The sequence below is a fragment of the Acinetobacter sp. RW6 genome (assembly GCF_041956835.1).
In the GTDB taxonomy this organism is placed as follows: domain Bacteria; phylum Pseudomonadota; class Gammaproteobacteria; order Pseudomonadales; family Moraxellaceae; genus Acinetobacter; species Acinetobacter calcoaceticus.
Window position 1 is genome coordinate 2,893,997 of sequence record NZ_CP167121.1, and the last position, 22,901, is coordinate 2,916,897.

A 22,901-nucleotide genomic window follows, 5' to 3' on the forward strand; every position below is an offset into this window, starting at 1 on the left:
ATGCTTAAAGATTAAGCAGTTTTTTTGACACTTTGATGATAAATGCATGACAGTTTACTGACATGAAAAATAAAAAAAAGCACACTGATGACAGTATGCTTTTCTCTTAGAACTTAATAACGCTTAGCGATTTTGCAATTTTGCATAGTCCATGAGTACATTGGCAGCTTCAGTCACAAAAGTTTCTTCTTCTGGCAATGCAGGACGTTGCGATGCTTTCATTTTAGCGCGAGATTCAGCTAGAGCATCTAATGAAGCTTGATAGCTTTCCCAATTTGCAAAAGGCTTTTGTCCACTTGCTGCACGGCGTTCATTTTCTGCATCTAGAGTCTGTTTCTCTAAACCAAGCAATTCTGCACGGCGTTTATCAATATCAAGTACGACTTGCTTTTGCTCACTTGTAACCTTAGCAATCGCAGTACGTTTATTTAAATATTTAAACTGAGGATCGACAGCAACACGTTGTTCAGAAGACTGAGACAACTTCGCGACATATGGCTGAACAGAACCTTCACGCTTAAACGGTGCAGTCGGAATCGTATCCCACTTCAACGCATTCTTCGATTTACGTTCACCAAACTCTTCGTTATAGATATCGACAAGTTTAATGTCTGGCACTACACCTTTATTTTGTGTACTACCACCGGTAATACGGTAGAACTTACGCTGAGTTAAAGTCGCTTGACCGTATGCCAGAGTATCAAGTTGTACCTGAGCTGTACCCTTACCAGTTGTTGTACTACCAATAATAATACCGCGCTCATAGTCTTGGATTGCAGCAGAGTAAATCTCACTAGCTGACGCTGACGCTAAGTTCACCATTACAGCAAGAGGGCCAGTGTAAATTTGTTGACCCCCGTCGTTGTCTTCAAAAACACTTACGTTGCCATTGCCATCACGAATTTGTACCACTGGACCAGACTTAATCACTTGACCCAACATACGTGCAACTTCTTCTAATGAACCACCTGGGTCATTACGTAAGTCAATAATAATACCTTCTACTTTCTTCGCTTTTAAGGCTTCAAAAGCATTTGCAGTATCTTCCGAAACTGAACGGTACTGTTGACCAGCACGACGTGAACGATAGTCAAAATAGAATGATGGAATTTCGATTACGCCCAATACGTGCTTTTTACCATCACGTGTCACTTCAACTGTGCGTGAACGAACACCAGCATCTTCTTCTTGAATGACATCACGCACTAAGGTCACATTACGTGCCTGACTCATTGATGCACCAGCACCAAGAAGTTTTAATGTTACTTTCGTTCCGCGTTTACCACGAATGAGTCCAACAATTTCAGAACTTGACCAACCAACCACATCAATCATTTTCTCGCCTTCTTGGGCGACACCAACGATTCGATCTCCTGATTTCACTTGACCAGACTTACTAGCAGGACCGCCTTCTACAATGGTTTCAATCTTGGTGTAATCTTCATTTCCACGCTCTGGACGAATCGATACACCAATGCCTTCTAGTTGCAAGGTCGTTTGGCGATTCAATTCTATCGCATCAATTGGCGGGTAATAGTTACTATGTGGATCATAGGTCGCCAACATTGCATTTAATGTTTTGTCCAACACATCATCGCTTTTCACACGACTAATTCTTTCAAGCTGACGTGTATAACGTTTAGTTAAGGTCTGAGCTGGCGTTAAATCTTCTGGGCCTGTTAAGTCTTGACCATCAGCAAGTGAAGGGTTTTCTTTAAGCGCTTTTTGTTTAGCCTGCTCTTCTTCACGACTAATGGTTAAGTTGATTAGCTGCGAAACCAGCATTTTACGCCAGTGGTTTTGTTGCTCAGCCGTCGTTTTAAAATACGGTGCTTTTTCACGATCAACTTCAATATAGCTATTTGGCTGTTTTAAATTTTGCTGTTGTTTCAACTCAGCCAACATGAACTCATAAAATTGTTTTAAGCGTTCACGATATTGCTGATGAATAGCAAATGGCCCTGTTAAGTTCCCCGCTTTTAATGAAGCGCCAAAATTTGAACCATATAGTTTTTTATAATTTTGAACTTCAGCGTCTAAAAATAGTGAGTGATCTGGATCAAGGTTATCTAAATACATATCGAGAATACGATTTGATGTTGTCGCATCCAAACGCATATTCAAATAATGTTGGCGATCAACTAAAGTTGCCAGTTGGCGGGCTACCAAAGCCTGCTCTTGCGTTGGCTGGATCGATTGAGAAACCACAGCAGTATTCGTTGCTGCTCTCGCTTCATTCATCGTATGAGAGAAGAATAAACCGCCAGTCGCGATCGCTACTGCACAAGCTATAGTTTGAAGTTTCATAAATTTTTAATACTTCCTTGGGTGTTCCTATCTTACATGCTCTGTTTTCGATATGAACTAAGCAGATTCAAAATCTTAACCAACTAAATTGTTTATACCGTGTAGTTTTATCATATTCTGTACTGACAAAATGTAGCAAAACATTGCAAAATTCGCTTATTGTTTTTCAATCAAAATTCAAATGGAACCAATATGATTGGCGCATTGATGCTGGATATCGCCGGCACAGAACTTACTCAAGAAGATATTGAACTATTACGCGCTCCGCAAGTCGGTGGCATGATTTTATTTGCACGAAATATTGAATCTCCGCAACAAGTGCGTGCTTTAACAGACCACATGCGTCAAATTCGTCCAGATATTTTAATTGCTGTCGACCAAGAAGGTGGTCGAGTTCAGCGCCTAAGATCTGGTTTCACCTTATTACCGGCCATGGGCCGTTTTGGTGAACTTTATATTACCCAACCTCAAAAAGCACTTGAGCTAGCTGAACAGTGTGGTTGGCTCATGGCAACCGAAGTCCTTGCAGTCGGCATCGATTTTAGTTTTGCACCAGTTTTAGACCTTAATGCAATTAGTGACGTCATTGGTGACCGAGGTTTCTCTAAAAATATTGAGGATATCGCACCTCTTGCTGGCGCATTTATGCAAGGCATGAAAAAAGCAGGAATGGCAAATACGGGCAAGCACTTCCCAGGCCATGGTTCAGTGAAAGCAGATTCACATGTTGCAGCAGCAATTGACAGCCGTAGCTATGACGAAATCTATAATCATGACATGCAAAGCTTTATCAAGCTCATGCCTCAGCTTGATGCACTCATGCCAGCACATGTGATTTATGATCAGATTGACCCAAATCCAGCTGGTTTTTCACCTTTCTGGATTCAAGAAGTTCTACGCAACCGTTTGAAGTTTGATGGTGTACTTTTCTCTGACGACTTAACTATGCAAGCTGCATGTGTAGCAGGTGGCGCGGATGCACGTATTCAAGCCGCGCTTTCTGCGGGTTGTGATATGGGGCTTGTGTGTAACGACCGTGATGCGGCATGCACAGCACTAGAAGGTATCGAAAAACTTGCTCTACCAAACCAAGAACGCTTAGAACGTATGCGCGGTCAAATTCCACCAATTCAGATTGGTGAAACCTTATCGCTAGGAGATGAGTGGCAAGCTGTCAAAACAGCCATTGAAGAGTTTAAAAATTCATTCTAAATTATGGATACGTGGAAGCGTCATCTGCAACCTGCGTAGTTCTTAAATAAGTATTGTATTTGCAATATATAAGACAGAGGGATGCATCTAACAGGTTTTGCAGATGACAATGGTTTTGCCTACTTTTGCCAAAACAAAAGTAGGTCGAACCGAAGGTTACTCCCGAAATGAAACATTTACACAGTAAAACTCCGCCGTGATGTACTAGTAAGCTTAAATGACATAATTTCAATACAAGATCTTATAGTCAGGCAATTAAGATCACAGAAAAACAATAAACCGAGTTCAGGACGAATGACACAACAACTTTCTAAACACCGCCATATTTCTTTTACTGCACACTATACCGGCTATATCTGGTACCAAATGGGGATCTCTCACGAAGCACTTGCTACAGCTAAAGGAAAATCACTGGCGTATTTGGTTCACCCAATAGAATCTTGGGCCGAGAAATATGTGGGTGGCAGCATGCGCACTACGCTCAAACAACGCCATACCATGCTTGACCATCATTTAGAGAAGTTAATTCAAGAAAATCCTGATCTACAAGTCCTTGAAATAGCATGTGGCCTGTCCCCTCGTGGATGGTGGTTTAGACAGCATTACCCTTCAATTACCTATCGGGAGCTTGATTTACCCGATATGGCACAAACCAAACAAAATGCACTTCAGCAAATTGAAAAAAATGCGCCTGAAATTTTATCAGTTGATTTATTTACAGAAGCCTTTGCACAAGCATTTGAAGTGTTTGACCCGAACCGCCCATTGGTTGTAATTAGTGAAGGTTTAATTAACTATTTTGATAAAGATTTATTAAAACAACTCATTCAATCGATCGCGCACTACGGTACTGCTTTTAAAACGTTCCACTATTTAACGGATCTGTACCCTGAACCAATTAAAAACAAACTGGCGACCCTGATCTGGAACAGTAGTAAGCTACTTAAATTAATGTCCCGTAGTTCCTTTAGTTTTCATTTTAAAAGTCCTCAAGAAGTGCAGGATTTTTTTAAAGATGCGGGGTTTCAACAAGTCACAGTTGAACAACCACAAATATTTTTTGGGCAAGTTCCTTCCGATGATCATGAGCAACATTTAGGTGATCTTGTCTGGATAATCCACAGCCAAACAAAATAATAAGCATAAAAAATTGGAAGCTCGAAAATTACGAGCTTCCAACTATAAGGAATAGATTAAACAGTTTGTTTTTGACGAGCAATAAAACGACTTAAACGATCAGCAAGTTCAAAACTGCCATGCTTAAATAAAGCTCGAATTCCCTGCTCTGTACTTTCAAAAATTAAACATTCAATTGAAAAAGTACCCTCTTCATCTTCTAAATGCAGTGCTAAATCACGTGGATGTTCATTTACAAAATCCAGCTTCGAAACATCATCCATTTTTAAATACATACCAAAGAATGTGACATCAACGATCGTCACCGGTACCCGTACATCAAACTCTCGGTGAGTAAGTTGAGTTTTTGGCTGTAAAACCCGAACCCGCTCTTCACCACGACGCTCCATCTTCGCTATTTGTTCACGTGTCATAGGAATAATTCCATCCAGATTTTGGATAGATTCCCCTTTCAAGAAAGTGGTGAACAAACTCATAGTTTCTTTACGGCGTTGCAACTGAGGTACATGGTCAGCATTTGCAATAAGTGCAAATTCCATATCTGGACATTGCAAAGCAAAATTTGCATTTTCATGAGGCAAAGTAAAACTATCGTACTGCCCTGCAGCAACGAGAGTTTTACATGCTGGAATTGGCACATCGGTTAAACGCAAAAGACGATTACAGTTAATTTCATAACGCTCTCGCTCTGTGCCTGTAAACTCAGCCATTTGCCTAAAAAATAATTTTTTAGCTGTAGGCGACATGCGGGTCTTATCTAATTTTGCATGATTCACCAAATACAAAATCACAGCTTGCCCAAACTCTTCCATGCGGTTTTCTTGCATGAGCTTAAGAGACTCTTCCAAAATCATTCGCCAACTTTTTCGGGTCTTTTGCATAACACCCATCAAAATCATGCGGTCCATTAATTCTGGACGATGATAAGCAAAGCAAGATGCGATTACTGACCCCAAAGACATTCCCATAACGGAAACTTTCTGTAGTCCAACAATATCCAGCCAGCGTCCCAACATTTTAGATAAATCAGGTAGCTCTAAAGTACCCGCAGATACTCCTGTATCCCGATTGGTAATTTGCTGATTTGCGCCCATAGAAGGTAAATCAATTAAGATTACCGGACCGCTTTCAAACAATTGTTCAACACAATATTTATAAGAATTAAAATTCTGGAAAGCACCGCCCACAATCACAATTGGCGTATTGTGAATCGTTTTTGGATCGGCAATCGCCATATATTCAATCTTCCAGCCGTCAATCCATGTTGTACGAGCAGGTTGTTTAAAACTATCTCTATGGTAGATATCGAAAAAGCCAAAACCGGCATAAGCTTGGTTGATCTCCGAATCCATTTGAATAATGGAATTCATATCCTTGCTTCCTCCTTGCTGTAATTTTTTTATGCTGCAAGAGTTCCTTCTTGAACACGTAATCTTTTATGCACAAAACTTTAAATTTTGTATTAGTTTGTATTGCACAATAACATTCTAAACAATTGTGTGAAATATACGCAATCGCTCAAATGACCGCTCATCTTGTTTAAGTCGCTAATAGTTTGCAAAATATTTAAATGTTTTTTTATGGCGGTCACATTTTTCAAAAAAAGCCATTCATTGTTCCGCATTTGACTGCTACTATCGTAGTCATTGGTAAACGATTAAAAACGGCTATGCAAGATTCAATTGAACAATATATGCAAAAAGTCGGGCAACAAGCACGTGACGCCTCACGCGTCTTAACAAGTGCTTCTACCTCGCTTAAAAATCATGCACTCTCTGCTATTTATACTGCTTTGGAAAATAATCAGGCAGCAATCTTGGCAGCGAATCAAGTGGACATGGATAAAGGTCGTAGCAATCAGCTCGATAGCGCATTGCTTGATCGTCTTGAACTTACGCCCGCACGTTTTAAAGGAATGTTGCAAGGTTTAAAAGATGTGATCGCGCTTGTCGATCCTATTGGGGAAATTACTGATCTTGCATACCGCCCAACAGGTATTCAAATTGGCAAAATGCGCGTACCTCTAGGGGTCGTTGGGATGATTTACGAATCGCGCCCAAATGTCACGCTAGAAGCAGCATCTTTAGCCATCAAATCGGGCAATGCCATTATTTTACGTGGTGGTTCAGAAGCGCTTGAGTCGAATAAAGCAATTGCAGAAGCCATTAAGCATGGCTTAAAAGTAGCAGGTTTACCTGAACATTCAGTGCAAGTAATTGATACGCCTGATCGTGCAGCAGTTGGCCATCTTATTACCATGGCTGAATATGTGGATGTCATTGTTCCACGTGGTGGTAAAAGCTTAATTGAGCGTGTAACGAATGAAGCACGTATTCCTGTTATTAAGCATCTTGATGGTAACTGTCATGTATTTGTCGAAGCACAAGCAGATCTCCACAAAGCCTTACCTATTACATTGAATGCAAAAACTCATCGCTATGGTGTTTGTAATGCGATGGAAACTCTGCTTGTTGATGAAAGAATTGCAGACGTTTTCTTACCACGCATTGCCGAACTTTATGCAGAAAAGCAAGTTGAGCTTCGTGGCTGCCCAGAAACACGCCGAATTTTAGGCCCATCTGTTAAAGCTGCAACGGAAGAAGATTGGTATACCGAATATTTAGGGCCAATTCTTGCAATTAAAGTTGTTAGTGGTTTAGACGAAGCAATTGACCATATCAACAAATATGGTTCACATCACACCGATGCGATTGTGACCGAAAATTATAGTTTGGCACGTCAATTCTTGGCTCGTGTAGATTCGAGTTCAGTGGTTGTCAATGCTTCGACTCGTTTTGCTGATGGCTTTGAATATGGCTTAGGTGCAGAAATTGGTATCTCTACAGATAAAATTCATGCACGTGGTCCGGTTGGTTTAGAAGGTTTAACTTCTCAAAAATGGATTGTGTTAGGTGACGGTCAGATTCGTCAATAATCAATCTATTATTCCAAACAAAAACGCCTGATCAATATCAGGCGTTTTTGTTTATTTTATTATTCAAATTTTACAATCAAAAAAAACCAGCCCGATGGCTGGTTTTTTTAAGCACATACCACTTAGAAAATAAAATCGGTATTCACAAATTTAGAATAGTGCTCAGACACCATAGAGGCCAGCATACCTTTACTGTCATCAGTCTGTTTAGCAGCAATCATAGAACGAATAGAGAATGCACGCAGCGCATCATGCACAGACAGTGTACCTTCCGCAGAATCTTTACGACCACCAAATGGAAACACATCTGGACCACGTTGGCACTGACAATTAATATTCACACGACAAACCTGATTGACCAGCGGGTCAACCAAATGACCAATTTGCTCAGGGTCACTACCAAAAATACTCACCTGCTGACCATGATCAGAAGTAGTGACATATTCCAGCACAGTTTCAATGTCATCATAAACAGAGACAGGTACCACTGGACCAAACTGTTCTTCACGATACAGTCTCATGCCTTCAGTCACTGGATAAACTACGGCTGGATAGAACATAGTTTTGCAGAATTCACCACCTTCTACATTAACCACTTTTGCCCCTTTAGCCACGGCATCTTCAATGACTTCAGTCATGTAGGCCGTACGGTGCATGCCTGGCAGCGGAGTAATAAATACACCTTTTTCCCACGGCATACCCACTTTCAGCTTGGCCAGTTCAGCCGTTAAGCGGTTAACAAATTCATCGGCTATCGAGCGATGTACCATCAGCATTTTGAGCGCAGTACAACGCTGACCATTGAATGACAATGCCCCCAGCAGACACTCTTTCACGGTCAAATCTAAGTCGGCATCCGGCAGAATAATGGCAGCATTCTTCGCATCCAGCCCCAAAATCGCACGTAGCCGGTGAGATTTAGGATGTTGCTTTTTCAAGTAATCGGCCACTTTGCTAGAACCAATCAGCGCCAATACGTTGATTTTTCCAGATGCCAACAGATGCGGCACCACCAGTGAGCCTGGCGCATAGATGGTATTGATCACACCTTTCGGGAATGATTCACGGAATGCTTCCAGCAATGGTTCAAACAACAAGGTACCAAATTGAGGTGGTTTGAAGACGATGGTATTGCCCATTAGCATAGCCGGAATCAGAGTAGCAAAGGTTTCATTCAGCGGGTAGTTGTATGGTCCCATACACAACACTACGCCCAACGGGGTACGACGGATTTGACCAATGGTACCTTCAGCAATCACAAAGCGGGAGTTGGCATTGTCTAGGTCTTTCAGGGCATCAATCGTTTGACGCATATAGGTGACAGTGCGGTCAAATTCTTTCTCAGAGTCAGCCAAGCTCTTGCCAATTTCCCACATGATCAGTTTAACAATCAGGTCTCGCTGCTCCACCATACGCTGAATGAAATTCTGCATACAGGCGATGCGCTCACCAACTTTCATCATTGGCCATTCACCACGACCATTGTTGTAGGCCCGTACTGCCGCTTCTAGCGCTTCGTCGCTTTCCTTCTCACCCATGATTGGATAACTGCCAAGCTCAACTTGCTGCAAACTACCATCAGACTGCTGAGTCCAGATTGGGGACAATGTTTTCTTGGTTGCACCAGCCCACAACTTCAGCTCACCATCTACTAATGAGACACGCTGATGAATCTGGGATGGCAGACGCACGTTCTCAGGAATACTATCTACTACGGGAAATTTCTGCTGCAAATTATTTGAATGACTCATTCTTGTTATCTCCAAGTTTTATATATTTATGTATTTATATATTCGAACCGAGCCCGCTACGATCAGACCTTGTTCCTGTGAATACCAGTACCATTACTGGTATTCACCTTGCTTGAGCCGCACCACAAATCAATCAAGACTTTGCAATGTTTCTAAATGAGGTTAACCCCGACACACACTGTCAGTTACCCCTAGTTTCTGCATGACCTGCACAACTATTTGTTCAGGTGTCAATGCGATATCAATCGTAATTGCCTCATGAACATCAGGCTCTTCTAAAGTATCAAGCTGAGTCTGCAATAAAGAAGGGTCGAAAAAATGGCCCGCTCGCTCAGCAAGACGCTGTTTTAACAACTCATATGACCCTTTTAAATATACAAACTGCACATTCTGGTCATGTCCGCGTAAAATATCTCGGTAGACCCGCTTGAGTGAAGAACAAGTAAACACTGCGGTCTCACCCGCCTGCTGTTTCTCTTCAATAGCTTTACGAATCGCGTGTAACCAAGGCATGCGATCTTCATCCGTTAAAGGAATACCCTGACTCATCTTGCTTTTATTTGCAGTCGAATGCAGTGTATCTCCATCGAGAAACTCACAAGCCAAATGCTCCGACAGCAACTCACCAATCAGTGTTTTGCCTGTTCCACAGACACCCATTGCAATCACAATCATGGATTACTTACCTCTAATTATAAAATAGTGCTAAGAAGTAGCGTGAAAGACAAACCCAACACCGAAATAATGGTTTCTAATACTGACCAAGTTTTGAGTGTCTGCCCTACTGTCATACCAAAATATTCTTTGATTAACCAAAATCCTGCATCATTTACATGGGAGAAAACTAATGAACCTGAACCTGTGGCAAGTACTAAAAGTTCCGGTCTAACGACGACACCAGCTGTAGCTGCAATCGGAGCGACAATACTACAAGCAGTAGCCATAGCGACTGTTGCCGACCCTGTTGCTAAACGAATCAATGCTGCAACTAACCAGCCCAACAATAACGGTGACAAATTTGCCTTCAAGGCTGTAGAAACGATCTCATTAGAAATACCACTGTCACGTAAAATGCCGCCAAAACCACCACCAGCACCGACAATCAACATGATTCCGGCAATAGAAGCCAAACAACCGCCACAGAATTTTTCGATCTGTTCACGGTTAAAGCCCTGCATCGTACCAAAAGTAATAAAGCTGACCAGTACGGCAATAAGCAATGCGATATCAGAAGTACCAATGAAACGTAGTAAGTCGTTTGCGAAAGTTTGTGGTGCAAAGAAAAGATCAGCCCAACTTCCGATTAACATTAATACGACAGGCAACATAATCGTAAATAAGGTAATTCCAAAGCTTGGTAGCTCACGAGTTTCTTTCTTATCTACCTCAACAAATTGCTTAAACAATGGATTGTTCTCAGGCAATTTGACATATTTGTTGATCCATAATGCATACAACGGCCCTGCAACAATCGCCGTTGGTACGCCCACTAATAAGCTGTAGGCAATCGTTTTACCAATATCGGCGTGATATGCCTGTACTGCCAACAATGCTGCTGGATGTGGTGGAATCAAACCATGCACAACGGACAAACCCGCAACCATCGGCAAACCTACCACTAATAACGACTTGCCCGTTCTTTTGGCAATGTTAAAAGCAATTGGAATAAGGAGTACGAAGCCAACTTCGAAAAATACGGGCAGCCCCACAATAAGGGCAATGAACATCATGGCCCAGTGAATATTTTTCTCACCGAACCATTTAATTAAAGTAATTGCTATTCGCTCTGCGCCGCCCGACTCGGCCATCATTTTACCGAGCATTGTTCCGAGTGCGATTACAATCGCAAGGTGACCCAAGGTTTTACCGGTACCGGCTTCATATGACTTAACAATATCACCCATTGGCATGCCAACAGCTAAGGCTAAACCGAGTGAAACAATAATAAGAACTAGAAATGGATAAATTCTGAACTTCGCGATCATGACAACCAATGCAATAATCGCGATTACAGTATAGATAAGCAACATGCCACCCTGAACCGTCTCCATGTGACATTTCTCCTTGGAGTAACTATCTAGGCTAAGCCCAAATAAAGGTCTTCAACCAGGATAATTCCTACTGTTGAGACACTAATTTTTTATATTTAGGTATGACCAGCATCACTACTGGTCATATCGACATAAGCTCTAAAGCACATCAAACGCGCTTCATTTTTTATAAATATTGATTACATTTACAATGTTCTCAACTGACTAGCCAATTGTGCCAAGCGAGTAATTTCCGCCCAATCTTGTGAAGCAACTGCCGCTTTCGGTGTTAACCACGAACCACCAACACACACCACATTCGGTTGCTTCAAGAAATCTGGAGCTGTCTCTACAGTAATGCCACCTGTAGGGCAAAAACGTAGGTTTGGAAATGGACCATAGAATGCTTTTAGCATCTCTACTCCACCCGCTTGCTGAGCTGGAAAGAACTTCACAATCTCATAACCTAATTCAATTGCCTGAATCAGGTCACTTGGCGTCATCACACCCGGCAACAAAGGCAAACCGGCATCTTGCGCAGCCAAATGTAAATCTTTAGTCAAACCCGGTGACACACCAAATTGAGCACCAGCTTTTTTGGCTTGGGCACAATGTTCTGGCTTGGTAATCGTACCTACACCGACCACAATGTCATCAGCCAACTGGCTCGCACGCTCAATAGCAGCAAGGCCAGCAGCGGTACGCAACGTAATTTCCAATACTTTTACGCCACCAGTGTGCAAAGCACGTGATACATGTTCACCTTGTTCGGCAGAATCAAATGCCAGTACCGGAATCACGGGTCCTAATTGAACAACATCTTCAATCTTAATCATTACTTTTCTATTCCTATTATTATTAAAGTCTAAGGTTGAACACTTTCACCAACTAATGCACCAAACACAGAAGCACCATGCTCAGCTGGTGCAGCAGCGGCACGGAACACACCAAATAATTCACGACCAAAGCCGACTTCGTTTTCTGCCTGATGTTCTGGCTGTGCAACAGGGCGTGACTGCCAAACAGCTTCATCTATCTCAACATCGAGTACGCCAGCCTCAGCATCAATCACCAACATATCTCCCGTTTGCACTTTAGCAATCGGACCGTTCAACAAAGCCTCTGGAGATAAATGAATCACTGCTGGAACTTTGCCTGAAGCACCTGACATACGCCCATCAGTTACTAATGCCACATGGAAGCCTTTATCTTGTAAAACACCTAATACAGGGGTTAAACGATGTAGCTCTGGCATACCATTCGCACGCGCGCCTTGGAAGCGAACAACAGCAATGAAATCACGGTGTAACTCACCACGATCAAATGCAGCTTGCACTGCTTCTTGAGAATCAAACACGATTGCAGGTGCTTTAACTTTACGATGTTCTGGAGCAACGGCAGAGATCTTGATCACACCACGTCCTAAACGCCCTTGCATTAAACGCAAGCCACCATCTGGTTGGAATGGCTCATCGAAACTACGCAGAACTTTGTCATCAAGGCTTTGAACCACGCCATCGACCCAAGTGAGCTTACCGTCGATCAGTTTTGGTTCTTTGGTGTAATGGTGTAAACCCTTACCTGCAACGGTAGTTACATCGTTATGCAATAAACCAGCTTCAAGCAAATTACGAATGAGGAAAGCAACCCCGCCCGCAGCCTGAAAATGGTTTACATCAGCTTTACCATTTGGATAGATTTTGGCTAACAATGGAACAACGGCAGACAATTCATCAAAGTCATCCCAGTCAATCAAGATGCCAGCCGCGCGAGCAATCGCAATAAGATGCAAAGTATGGTTAGTTGATCCACCTGTGGCTAATAACGCCACAATGCCGTTTATAATTGCTTTTTCATCAACGACATGACCAATAGGTGTGTAGTTTCCACGCTCAACGGTTAAATCAAGTACACGAATCGCCGCTTCTGCGGTGAGTGCATCACGTAACGGTGTGTGAGGATGAACAAATGCAGCACTTGGAAGGTGTAAACCCATCACTTCCATGAGCATTTGATTACTGTTGGCTGTACCGTAAAACGTACAGGTACCTTGTCCGTGATAGGCTGCTGATTCAGCTTCAAGCAAGGCATCGCGCCCAACTTCACCTGTTGCGAACTGCTGACGGATTTTGGCTTTATCGTCATTAGATAAACCACTTGTCATTGGGCCTGCAGGCACAAAAATGGTAGGTAAATAGCCAAACTGCAAAGCACCAATCAATAATCCTGGCACAATCTTGTCGCAAACACCCAGACATAGTGCTGCGTCAAACATGTTATGAGACAGTGCAATCGCAGTGCTCATTGCAATCGTTTCACGAGAGAACAATGATAGTTCCATGCCAGCATTACCTTGAGTAATACCGTCACACATCGCTGGCACACCGCCAGCAAATTGCGCTACACCACCATTTTCACGAGCGGCTGTTTTAATTAGATCTGGAAATGTTTTATAGGGTGCATGTGCCGAGAGCATTTCGTTATATGAAGATACAATGCCAATATTTGGCTCACGGCCTACTTTAATAATTAATTTTTCATTATCTTCCATGCTGGCAAAACCATGAGCCAGATTGGCACATGAGAGTGCACCACGAGCTGGAAATTTGCCTTGTGCATGTTCAATACGTTGTAAATATGCAGAACGAGTTTTTTGACTACGCGCAATTACGCGCTCGGTAACTTTTGCCAGTATGGGATTCGGCAAGTCCATGCAGGACGCTCCTGTACAACCGGATAAGCCGGAAAATAAAAATAAACCAAATGATATATTTTCTGATCATTTGAAAAAGGATGAATAATATTATTCAGGCGAAAAGCGACATGCAACCCCAGTCAATACTGCTGTAATGGCCTCAGCACAAGCCTTAAAGGCATAGTAAGCTTAGGTTTTAGACCAAAAACCTATTTAAAATCTCGATTATTTATGCTTAAACTTAACTTCAGAAATTATGGTAAAAATATCGTAATATCAATATTATGAAATACATTTAACAACATCTAGATAATAAGCTTTTCATACTATTTTTTAGTTCTAATAAGCCTATGTTTTATTCTTTATAATTCTCATTCCTACTATTAATTCTTAATTTCAATTACGTATATTATTTGTAATATATTTTTCAAATTTAATTAAAGAGACTTCAGCCTTCTTAATAAAGAATCAATACCCAACATTTAAAATAAAATTTGATTCAAGCTTACTTTTCATAAATGTATACAAAAAAATCGTTTGCATCCTTATAAAAAAACAAGGAATACAGTGATTAAGGTTTATAGTGGATAAATATTAGTTACAAATAATTTGATGGTCGATAGTGCTTAAGTCTAATGGGCTAAAGTCTATCTTGGACAGAAAAACAACACATGTTAAAACATGACAACCCGTTCAACCTGTATCTGAAAAATAATACATTTTGAACAGGAAGTTAGGAAAACTATTTTAAATCAGGACGTGGGTATTTCAACGTGGCTACATCAGTATTAGTTATCAATTGCGGCTCTTCATCTATTAAATATGCTCTAGTTTCAGAACGTCGTGAAGATCGTATTTACGGTTTAGCAGAAAACTTGGGAGCTGCTGACGCTCGTATTAAGGGAGTGACAGTTGGTGGTGAACCACTTGAACTTGCTATCCCTTATGCTGACCATGCCAAAGCTTTAGAAACTTTACTTGCACGTCTTGCCAACTATAAACCGCAAGCAATCGGACATCGTGTTGTACACGGCGGTAGTTTAACTAAAGCCGAATTACTCACTCCTGAAATTATTGAACGTATTCGTGCTGCGACGCCTTTAGCTCCGCTTCACAATCCAGCACATTTAATCGGTATTGACGCAACCGTACGCCTATTTCCTGAATTACCTCAAGTTGCAGTCTTCGACACCGCATTCCATCAAACCATGCCACCGCATGCCTACCGTTATGCAATTCCTAAGTTCTTATATACCGAACATAACGTCCGTCGTTATGGCTTCCATGGTACAAGCCATGCCTATGTGTCTGACCGAGCAAGTGAACTTGCAGGCAATCTGAAAAAAGGTGGTTGGTTAACAGCGCATCTAGGAAACGGCAGTTCAACTTGTGCAGTATGGAACGGACAAAGTGTTGATACTTCTATGGGCCTTACTCCACTTGAAGGTGTGGTGATGGGAACTCGTAGTGGTGATGTCGACCCAAGCTTACATAGTTTCCTTGCTAAAAATCTTGGTTGGGATTTGGCTAAAATTGATAAAGTTTTAAATAACGAAAGTGGCTTACTTGGTTTATCGCAATTGTCTAACGACATGCGTACAGTCATTGAAGCAGCAGAAATTGGCAATGAAGATGCTTGCCTTGCAATTGAAGTGTTTAGTTATCGCCTTGCAAAATCACTTGCTGCACTTAGCTGTGGTTTACCAACTTTAGACGGCCTCATTTTCACAGGTGGTATTGGTGAAAACTCGGCATATATTCGTGAAAAAACTTTAGCGTATTTACCTCATTTTGGTTTGCAGCTCGACAAAGATCAAAACAACAACTTAAAACGTGGCACTGAAGGCCGAATCGACAATGGAACAGGTCCACAAATTTGGGTCATTCCAACAGACGAAGAAGGTCGAATTGCCAAAGAAACTCGTCAGGTTGTTGAAGCAGCAGAAAATACCGCATCTGTAGCAAGCCTTGCTTAATCAGATCTTTGTGAAAACTTGATACTCATTTATTTATAGGCTGATATGAATACAATTTTATTGATTCCTACAGGCGAAGGGGTTGGTTTAACCTCGGCCTGCCTAGGCATGATTTACGCACTTGATTGTAACGGGATTAAAGCAGGCTTTTTAAAACCATTTTCTCAAGAAGACCAAGAGCATCTTGACCGCACAACTTCTTTATTTGGTCACTTATTTCAAAGCAAAACAGTTCAATCTATTTCACATGAAAAATTAACTCAGCTTATTGCCGCTGGGGAAGTAGATGAATTACTTGAAGAAGCTGTGAGTCTACATCGCAGTGTGGCAGCAGACCATGATGTCATTATTGTGGAAGGTTTATTACCAAACGGACAAGACCACTTCGCAAGTGAACTCAACGCAAGTCTTGCACAAGCACTTGATGCAGAAGTCGTATTGGTCAGTACAGCAGATATTCAAAACCCGAAAAAAGCCGCAGAAAAAGTAGATGCTCATTTACGCCAGTTTGGTGGTGCAGCATCAAATCGTACTGCTGGTGTACTCTTTATGCGTACCCGTGGATTAACCGAAGAAACAGCACAAATTCCTGTCGCTTTTGATCCATCATTACGCCCAACAGAAGACATCGCAAAATTTACGGCCGAACTGCAAAAATATAATCGTTATTTTGGTTCTAGCGATTTACCAATTATTGGTTTAGTTCCATTTAGTAACACCTTAAGCGTACCGAGAACCCTAGATATTGCGAATGTGATTGATGGGCAATGGGTACATCAAGGTGAAGCTAAAACACGCCGTATTTTGCATTCAAGTTTAATTGCGTCAAGCATTGAATATGAACTAAACAAATTCATTGCAGGCGAACTAATTATTAGTGCGTCTGAGCGTACCGACGTTTTACTTGCAAGTAGTTTGGCGACCAGTAATGGTATTCCACTCGCTGGCTTGGTTCTTACTGAACGTGAAGCACCAGCTCCTGAGCTTTTAGAGTTTTGCCAAAATGCGATCAAGCAAGGCTTACCAATTTTACATACACGTCTCAATACATTAGAAACTGCTCAGCGTTTATCTGACTTTGGTAATGAAATTCCCGTCGATGATACTGAACGTGCAGAACAAGTGACTCGTTTTGTTTCAAGTCATATTGATGTCGAATGGCTTAAGCAGCACAGTAACAATGCAGCTACCCCTCGCCTGTCACCATCGGCTTTTCGTCATGAACTTGTACAAAAATCGATTGCAGCGAAAAAACGAATTGTACTGCCTGAAGGTGATGAACCACGTACCATTCAAGCTGCAGCCATTTGTCAGGCACGTGGCATTGCTGACTGTATTTTACTGGCAAAACCAGAGGCTGTGCAGGATGTTGCAAAAGCCCGTGGTATTGAATTACCAGCCGGATTAGAAATTGTTGATCCAGATAGCATTCGCGACCAATATGTAGCACCAATGGTCGAGCTGCGTAAAGGTAAACTCAACGAGCTTCAGGCAAAGGAACAACTTCAAGACACCGTAGTACTCGGTACAATGATGTTAGCCTTAGACGAAGTAGATGGCCTAGTTTCTGGCGCAGTACACACCACAGCAAATACGGTCCGCCCAGCTTTCCAGCTTATCAAAACAGCGCCAGCTTATTCACTGGTTTCATCTATCTTCTTTATGCTTTTACCAGATGAAGTTTATGTGTACGGCGACTGTGCAATTAACCCAGACCCTACAGCCGAACAACTGGCTGAAATTGCGATTCAGTCTGCTGACTCGGCTAAAGCTTTTGGAATTGACCCACGTATTGCCATGATCAGCTACTCAACTGGAACATCTGGCACAGGCGCTGATGTTGAAAAAGTACAGCAAGCAACTCAAATTGCTCAGCAACGTCGCCCTGATTTACTTATTGATGGTCCACTTCAATATGATGCAGCTTCAGTTGAAAGCGTTGGACGCCAAAAAGCACCAGACTCGCGAGTTGCAGGTCGTGCAAATGTATTTATTTTCCCTGACTTAAATACGGGTAACACGACTTATAAAGCAGTACAACGTGCTGCAAATGTAGTGAGCGTTGGACCAATGTTGCAGGGCCTAAACAAACCTGTAAATGACTTGTCTCGCGGAGCATTGGTAGATGATATCGTGTTTACTATCGCATTAACGGCAATTCAGGCTGAACAGCAAGCTGCTGCTAAATAATTAATAATTTGATCCGCTTCTACCTCTCGCCATTTGATGTCCGCTCAAATGGCTTTTTTTATTTTAATCGTTTCAAAATAAATAATTTCCTATCTCTGACATTTAAATGCGCCCTATATAGTCTTATGCGACTTTCGGTCAAAAGATCAACCAATCTCCCACAAAACTATCTTTTTGTCATATAATTTAGCCCGCTAGCTAACAGCCCGCTCAAGAGATTTTTTGGTATGACAACGATTATCAAACAAGATGACTTGATTACATCAATCAAGGACGCCCTACAGTTTATTTCGTACTATCACCCGCAAGACTTCATCCAAGCGATGAGTCGTGCTTATGATCGCGAAGAAAACCAAGCTGCAAAGGATGCAATTGCACAGATTTTAATTAACTCTCGCATGTGTGCGGAAGGTCATCGTCCAATTTGCCAAGATACTGGTATTGTTAACGTTTTCCTTGAAGTGGGCTTAGATGTTAAATTTGATTTAACAATGAGCTTAGACGATGCAGTAAATGAAGGTGTTCGCCAAGGTTACCTTGAAAATAGCAACGTTCTTCGTGCATCTGTACTTGCTGACCCTGCATTTGGTCGTAAAAACACAAAAGATAATACCCCTGCTGTAATTCACTACAAACTCGTTCCGGGTAACAAAGTAGATATTACTGTTGCTGCTAAAGGTGGCGGTTCAGAAAACAAATCTAAACTTGCGATGCTTAACCCATCTGACTCGATTGTTGATTGGGTACTTAAAACTGTACCAACAATGGGTGCAGGCTGGTGTCCTCCAGGTATGCTCGGTATTGGTATTGGTGGTACTGCTGAAAAAGCCATGATGCTTGCTAAAGAAGCGCTCATGGAAGAAATCAACATGGACGAATTACTTCGCCGTGGACCAGAAAACAAAATCGAAGAACTTCGTATCGAAATCTTTGAAAAAGTAAACGCACTTGGTATTGGTGCTCAAGGTCTTGGCGGTTTAACCACTGTTCTTGATATTAAAATTAAAGATTACCCATGTCACGCTGCTGGTAAACCAGTAGGTATGATTCCTAACTGTGCTGCTACTCGTCATGCTCACTTCCAGCTTGATGGTTCAGGTGTAGCTCATATTCAGGCACCAAAACTTGAAGATTACCCATCTGTAACTTGGGATTCTTCAAAATCTAAACGTGTAAACCTTGATACCATTACTCAAGCAGAAATGGATTCTTGGAAACCAGGTGACACATTACTCCTTAGCGGAACAATGTACACAGGTCGTGATGCTGCGCACAAACGTATGGTTGAAATGATCGACAACGGTGAAGAATTACCAGTTGATCTTAAAGGTAAGTTTATTTACTACGTTGGCCCTGTTGATCCAGTGGGTGACGAAGTTGTTGGTCCTGCTGGTCCTACAACTGCAACACGTATGGATAAATTCACACGTAAAGTACTTGAACATACTGGCTTGTTTGGCATGATCGGTAAAGCTGATCGTGGCCCTACAGCAATTGAAGCGATCAAAGACAACAAAGCAACTTACTTAATGGCAGTTGGCGGTGCAGCTTACCTTGTATCTAAAGCTGTTCGCGAAGCTGAAGTTGTTGCATTTGCAGACTTAGGTATGGAAGCAATCTACAAATTCGTAGTTGAAGATATGCCTGTTTCTGTTGCGGTTGATGTAAACGGTACATCAATTCATGCAATTGCTCCAAAAATCTGGCAAGCAAAAATTGGGAAAATCCCAGTAGTCGACGCTGCGGCAGGCTAATCAAGAAAAGCACCGAATTCGGTGCTTTTTTTATACCTTCTTTTTTATTTTAAACATTGAAAAGAATTGTAACAATTACTTCTTCAATCTGTGCTATTAATAAATGCACTCTCTCTCCATATATTGAATATAGGTCATTTCATGACTATTCGCCCTATTCTTAAAAATCTTTCAATCAGCCTCTGCCTAAGCTGCATTACGACAAGCTTATTTGCCTCTCCTGCTAAGTTAAGTTCAGTTAAAGAACTCATGCAAATGAGCCAAATTGATTACCTGCTTAAAGAATCAATTAATGAATTAACGCCTTACTATGATCAACAGGCAGAACAGATCGTTAGTAATATCACGGGTATCAAAACTTTAGGTCCGAAAGAAAAAGAAGCTGCGAAAAAGCTTGGCTTACTATTGAAAGATTCAAGTAACCAACTGATAAGCAATCCTAAAACAGCACAAGCTTTACAAGATATTTATTTAAAGACATATTCTGAAGAAGAAATTCAAGCAAACCTGAAGTTTTTAAAGACCCCAGAAGGCCAATCAATTACGCGTAAAAACGTGCAAATTATGGGGCAAATTTCAGAATATATGATGGAGTTGGGACAGCAGACCTTTAATGACCCTAAAGCAAGGGATCATATGCAAGAAGAGATGCTTAAAATTATTGCACCGCTTATGAAAGATAAAGAAAAGTCTTAACTTTTCTTTATCTTTTGCAGGCCATTACCAAGTTAAAGGATTCCATAATTTAAAGGGTTTAATCAGATGTACATCTGATTTTTCATCATATTTGGCAGGTTTTAATTCTTGTGGTTTATGTCGAATCTTGCCTGAAGCATCTTCTGCTACAAAGTTGTAGCTTGAAGATTTCAACTCAGTAAAAGCAATTTCTCTACGGCCAATATTATCTTGCATTAACATAAATGGGCCAGTGTGTTCATCTCGGTCCATTTTATTTTCTTCATCATATTTCAAATAATAAGACGTTCCAGCCTCAACAGTTATATCCATATATTTTGGCTCTTGAAAATGAATACCCAATAAAGGGCGGCTCGCAGAAAGACGATAAGTCCCTGCTGGCAATTCAATCCAATAATAATGGTTATGTAGTAGGCTCGGAATTCGCTTGCCATTTACAAACAGGTTGATCGCCGCGATTTCCTGACGATTCCATTTCGTATCTGGTCGATAGAGATAAACAACAGCAGCTTGTGCGTTTTGTGGTTTGATCGGGACAAATGTCTGACCCAATTTTTGATTAACCCAACCACCCACAGCAAAACCACCTACGTGATATTGGTCTAATAGTCCAGGTTCTTTTTCAACATCGACTTTAGGTAGGGTTGCAGTCAATTCACCCGTATTTTTTTCTAAATGAGATGAACTTTGACAGCCCACAAACAGTCCGGCACAGCACAAAGATACGATTAAATAACGCATGGCATCCCTCAAAGCGTTTTGTTTTTGATTTATTTTTTACAACGCAAAACTATGCGTATTTTGTATTTTTAAGATTAACACCACGCACATAAATTGAAAACAAAAAAAGCATGAATCACTCACGCGATTCATGCTTTTTAGATGAATGAAATCTATGCAGACTTCGAATCAATAACCTTTAAATCTGCCTTAGCAACATTTTCATGTGTTACAGCTTCTTTAGGTTGGCGCTCAGCCTTATAAACAGGCTCTGCTTCACCATTGATGACTGCTTCATTAATAATAACTGTCCCAACGTCAGTACGACTTGGTAAATCGTACATGGTTTCAAGCAGTACGTTCTCCATAATAGAACGTAAACCACGTGCACCCGTATTGCGTTCAAGTGCTTTCTTCGCGATAGCACGCAATGCAGAATCTTCAAAGATCAGATCAACATTTTCCATGGTGAAAAGATATTGATACTGGCGAGTTAATGCATTTTTTGGCTCAGTCAAAATTTGCATTAATGCTTCTTCATCCAACTCTTCAAGTGTAGCAATCACTGGTAAACGACCAATGAATTCTGGAATTAAACCAAATTTCACTAAGTCGGTTGGCTCAACCTGACGGAACAATTCAGCAAGTTTTTTGGTTTCATCTTTGTTTTTAACGTCAGCTGTAAAACCAATACCGCCTTTCTCTTGACGCTGCTGTACAATTTTTTCCAAACCAGAAAATGCGCCACCACAAATAAACAAGATATTCGAGGTGTCAATTTGGATAAACTCTTGCTGCGGATGCTTACGTCCACCTTGCGGAGGAATAGAAGCCACTGTACCTTCAATCATTTTTAACAATGCTTGTTGTACACCTTCGCCAGAAACATCACGCGTAATTGACGGGTTTTCAGATTTACGAGTAATCTTGTCAATTTCGTCAATATAGATAATGCCCTTCTGAGCTTTTTCTACATCGTAGTCTGCTTTTTGCAAAAGTTTTTGTACAATATTTTCAACATCTTCACCCACATAACCAGCTTCGGTTAATGTCGTTGCATCTGCCATTGCAAATGGAACATCTAAAAGGCGAGCTAATGTTTGCGCAAGTAAAGTTTTACCCGAACCTGTAGGTCCAATCAGTAGAATGTTACTTTTAGCAATTTCTACTTCTTTAGACACATGGCCATTATGACCAACTTTTAGGCGTTTATAATGGTTATAAACCGCAACAGATAACGTCTTTTTGGCAAGATCTTGACCAATCACATATTGATCAAGCGCAGCACGTATTTCATGTGGTTTTGGCAATGCCTTACTCGCCCAGTCCCCTGCTTCAACCTGTTGGCTGGTTTGTACAAGGTCTAAGCAGACATCCACACATTCATTACAAATATATGCGTCCTCACCTGCAATCAGTTTCCCGACTTCAGACTGCGTTTTACCGCAAAATGAACAATGTTTTTGTCCTTGAGGATGTTCGGACATATTCACTCCAC

17 protein-coding genes and 1 pseudogene are annotated in these 22,901 nt (G+C 41.4%); 9 read left to right on the top strand and 9 right to left on the bottom strand.

Translation table 11 applies throughout. The annotated features are described in order from the left end of the window. Positions 1-123 precede the first annotated feature (123 nt). Positions 124-2,307: a carboxy terminal-processing peptidase gene (locus ACB088_RS13705; protein ID WP_133747619.1), complete on the bottom strand. Its 2,184-nt coding sequence runs from the start codon at positions 2,305-2,307 to the stop codon at positions 124-126. A 192-nt stretch (positions 2,308-2,499) separates the two neighbouring features. Here ACB088_RS13705 and nagZ point away from each other — a divergent pair, with 192 nt between their 5' ends. Further along, the gene (gene nagZ / locus ACB088_RS13710) at positions 2,500-3,519 is read left to right on the top strand and encodes a beta-N-acetylhexosaminidase (protein WP_375037234.1); all 1,020 of its coding nucleotides are present in this window, start codon (positions 2,500-2,502) and stop codon (positions 3,517-3,519) included. Positions 3,520-3,813: 294 nt separating this feature from the next. Further along, complete coding sequence (locus tag ACB088_RS13715) at positions 3,814-4,656, top strand: class I SAM-dependent methyltransferase (protein ID WP_199990055.1); 843 nt, start codon at positions 3,814-3,816, stop codon at positions 4,654-4,656. A 56-nt stretch (positions 4,657-4,712) separates the two neighbouring features. Here ACB088_RS13715 and ACB088_RS13720 read toward each other — a convergent pair whose 3' ends face one another. After that, a complete protein-coding gene (locus ACB088_RS13720) occupies positions 4,713-6,026 on the bottom strand; it encodes an alpha/beta fold hydrolase (RefSeq protein WP_375037235.1) in 1,314 nt (437 codons plus the stop codon). Between the two features lie 299 nt (positions 6,027-6,325). Between ACB088_RS13720 and ACB088_RS13725 the strand changes: the two genes are divergently transcribed. Then, entirely contained in the window at positions 6,326-7,591 is a 1,266-nt protein-coding gene (locus ACB088_RS13725; RefSeq protein WP_092707454.1) for a glutamate-5-semialdehyde dehydrogenase, read from the top strand. Between the two features lie 122 nt (positions 7,592-7,713). Here ACB088_RS13725 and ACB088_RS13730 read toward each other — a convergent pair whose 3' ends face one another. Beyond that, positions 7,714-9,342 (bottom strand): NADP-dependent glyceraldehyde-3-phosphate dehydrogenase, encoded by a 1,629-nt coding sequence (locus ACB088_RS13730; protein WP_375037236.1) that lies wholly within the window; start codon positions 9,340-9,342, stop codon positions 7,714-7,716. Here ACB088_RS13730 and ACB088_RS13735 point away from each other — a divergent pair. Further along, the gene (locus tag ACB088_RS13735; RefSeq protein WP_199990123.1) at positions 9,270-9,458 is read left to right on the top strand and encodes a hypothetical protein; all 189 of its coding nucleotides are present in this window, start codon (positions 9,270-9,272) and stop codon (positions 9,456-9,458) included. The two genes, ACB088_RS13730 and ACB088_RS13735, sit on opposite strands and share 73 nt — an antisense overlap. Positions 9,459-9,504: 46 nt before the next feature. On the opposite strand, the gene ACB088_RS13740 is transcribed toward ACB088_RS13735, so the two are convergent. From ACB088_RS13740 to edd, 4 genes are all read right to left on the bottom strand, one after another. Next, a complete protein-coding gene (locus ACB088_RS13740) occupies positions 9,505-10,017 on the bottom strand; it encodes a gluconokinase (RefSeq protein ID WP_005036944.1) in 513 nt (170 codons plus the stop codon). Positions 10,018-10,034: 17 nt separating this feature from the next. Next, positions 10,035-11,393, bottom strand: coding sequence for a gluconate:H+ symporter (locus ACB088_RS13745; RefSeq protein WP_005036945.1), 1,359 nt, complete (start codon positions 11,391-11,393; stop codon positions 10,035-10,037). Between the two features lie 185 nt (positions 11,394-11,578). Beyond that, a complete protein-coding gene (gene eda, locus ACB088_RS13750) occupies positions 11,579-12,208 on the bottom strand; it encodes a bifunctional 4-hydroxy-2-oxoglutarate aldolase/2-dehydro-3-deoxy-phosphogluconate aldolase (RefSeq protein WP_205469913.1) in 630 nt (209 codons plus the stop codon). Positions 12,209-12,237: 29 nt separating this feature from the next. Then, positions 12,238-14,085, bottom strand: a complete 1,848-nt coding sequence (gene edd, locus ACB088_RS13755) for a phosphogluconate dehydratase (RefSeq protein WP_307011865.1) — start codon at positions 14,083-14,085, stop codon at positions 12,238-12,240. A 653-nt stretch (positions 14,086-14,738) separates the two neighbouring features. Between edd and ACB088_RS13760 the strand changes: the two are divergent. From ACB088_RS13760 to ACB088_RS13780, 5 genes and pseudogenes are all read left to right on the top strand, one after another. After that, positions 14,739-14,859, top strand: a pseudogene (locus ACB088_RS13760) (hypothetical protein). Continuing rightward, a complete protein-coding gene (locus ACB088_RS13765; protein ID WP_375037237.1) occupies positions 14,841-16,043 on the top strand; it encodes an acetate/propionate family kinase in 1,203 nt (400 codons plus the stop codon). The pseudogene ACB088_RS13760 and the gene ACB088_RS13765 overlap by 19 nt, the downstream one beginning before the upstream one ends. Before the next feature lie 45 nt (positions 16,044-16,088). After that, the gene (pta, locus tag ACB088_RS13770; RefSeq protein ID WP_375037238.1) at positions 16,089-18,233 is read left to right on the top strand and encodes a phosphate acetyltransferase; all 2,145 of its coding nucleotides are present in this window, start codon (positions 16,089-16,091) and stop codon (positions 18,231-18,233) included. Between the two features lie 227 nt (positions 18,234-18,460). Further along, positions 18,461-19,987 (top strand): fumarate hydratase, encoded by a 1,527-nt coding sequence (locus tag ACB088_RS13775; protein WP_004641080.1) that lies wholly within the window; start codon positions 18,461-18,463, stop codon positions 19,985-19,987. 141 nt (positions 19,988-20,128) lie between these two features. Beyond that, entirely contained in the window at positions 20,129-20,683 is a 555-nt protein-coding gene (locus tag ACB088_RS13780; RefSeq protein WP_003654848.1) for a DUF2059 domain-containing protein, read from the top strand. Between the two features lie 24 nt (positions 20,684-20,707). Here the strand turns inward: ACB088_RS13780 and ACB088_RS13785 are convergent, their stop codons facing one another. Both ACB088_RS13785 and clpX read right to left on the bottom strand, forming a co-directional pair. Next, positions 20,708-21,424, bottom strand: a complete 717-nt coding sequence (locus tag ACB088_RS13785; protein WP_004641075.1) for a DUF2846 domain-containing protein — start codon at positions 21,422-21,424, stop codon at positions 20,708-20,710. A gap of 152 nt (positions 21,425-21,576) precedes the next feature. After that, positions 21,577-22,890 carry an ATP-dependent Clp protease ATP-binding subunit ClpX gene (clpX, locus tag ACB088_RS13790; protein WP_375037239.1) on the bottom strand — a complete coding sequence of 438 codons (1,314 nt, stop codon included), beginning with the start codon at positions 22,888-22,890 and terminating at the stop codon, positions 21,577-21,579. Positions 22,891-22,901: the final 11 nt, after the last annotated feature.